Annotated in this window: 1 protein-coding gene; it reads left to right on the forward strand. The window is 38.7% G+C overall.

The annotated features are described in order from the left end of the window. Positions 1-157 precede the first annotated feature (157 nt). Positions 158-1,450: an IS30 family transposase gene (locus DXB43_RS14915; protein ID WP_117947914.1), complete on the forward strand. Its 1,293-nt coding sequence runs from the start codon at positions 158-160 to the stop codon at positions 1,448-1,450. The last annotated feature ends 314 nt before the right edge of the window (positions 1,451-1,764 follow it).

Genomic DNA, 1,764 nt, shown 5'->3' on the forward strand with positions numbered 1-1,764 from the left:
GGTGAATTGGAAAATTAAATTCCAGTCCATTCACCCAAAAACTGGAACTTAGTATTGCAAAATATATCCTAGAAGTTAGTGTTGCAACCCTCTTGATATCTGGTTATAGTTGTGGCTCAGCAATAGAGTCCGGATGGCGTTATCCAAGGAGAATACCATGGCTAAGAATGCACATCTGGTTCTTGATGAAAGAGCCACAATAGAAGTTCGCTTAAGAGAACGAGCTTCATTTACTGAGATAGGTAGGGAACTTGGCAAGGACCCTTCTACTATCTCAAAAGAAGTCAAACTCCATAGTCAGACTGTACGTAAAGATTCCTTCAATCCCTGCAGCAAGCGAAGTACCTGTGATGAATACGGAACAGCATGTTCAAAGTGCAAACTACAGTATTCAAAAAGCTGCAAGAGATGTCCTCGTGTAAAGTGCTACGAGCATTGCAAGCAGTTTGAGGTATTGGTTTGTAACAAACTGAAGAAACCACCATACGTTTGCAACGGCTGTATCCAACGGCAATCCTGTAAGCTAGAGAAGCATATTTATTCTGCCAAATCAGCTCAGAAGAATTATGAGACTACTCGCTCAGAAAGTCGTCAAGGAATAGCAATTACACCGGAAGAATTAAAGCGTGTAGATGCTATTGTTTCACCGCTTGTTAAGTTAGGCCAGTCTATTCACATGATATGTGTCAATAATGCAGATGATATCATGCTTGATGAAAAGACTATTTATAACTACATTGATGCAGGGCTTTTATCTGTAGATAACGTTGATCTTCCGAGAAAGGTCCGTTATCGTACCCGCTCACATAAGAAGCCTGTAAGAGTAGACAAGCAGTGTCATGTAGGACGCATTTATGAGGATTTTGAAGCTTATCTTGCTGCGAATCCTGATATTCCGGTAGTGGAAATGGATTCAGTAGAAGGTCGCAAAGGCGGTAAAGTCTTGTTGACCATATACTTTAGAAATAGTAGTTTAATGCTTGCTTTTATCCGTGATAACAATACCGCCAAGTCAGTTACAGAAATATTTGACTGGTTGTATGAACAGTTAGGACATGAAGTATTCACTAGCCTCTTCCAGGTGATTTTGACCGACAGAGGAAGTGAATTTACTAACCCGCTGGCAATCGAATTTAATAAGGGCAATGGTCGCAGAACACATATCTTTTATTGTGATCCACAGCGTTCTGATCAAAAAGGTGGTTGTGAAGTTACACATGAGATGATTCGTCGTGTGCTTCCGAAGAAAACCTCTTTTGATAACTTAACTCAGGATGATATCAATCTTATGATGAGTCATATCAACTCATATAACAGAAAAAAGCTGAATAACCAGTCGGCACACCAGTTGTTCAGCTTCATTAATGGCGGGGATATTCTTGACAAGTTAGGAATAAAATCCATTCCCGCTAACGAGATTAACCTTACGCCTCTATTACTGAAAAAATAAGAAAACCTAGCGCCATTCGGAAGAAATACTGAACCGAATGAGAGGTGGAATTTAATCTTGCGAAAAAAGAAATAAAATTCGACCTTCGCTTAACGTGACTCTTTTTTCAGAGGATTAAGATCTCAAAAAAAGAATATCAGCATATGAAGCATAAAACAACTTGTTTCTAATAGTAAATTCCAGTTTTGAAGAACTTTGCAAAACTAACTTCCATAAAAATCATGATATTTTGATTTGCCAGAATTTACTTTTGCAAGCGATTAGCTAAATCAGAACTTAAACTTGCAAACTGGAAGCTCGGATTCCAATTCAGC

It is taken from the genome of Roseburia sp. OM04-10BH (assembly GCF_003462605.1).
GTDB classification, from domain to species: domain Bacteria; phylum Bacillota; class Clostridia; order Lachnospirales; family Lachnospiraceae; genus Roseburia_C; species Roseburia_C amylophila.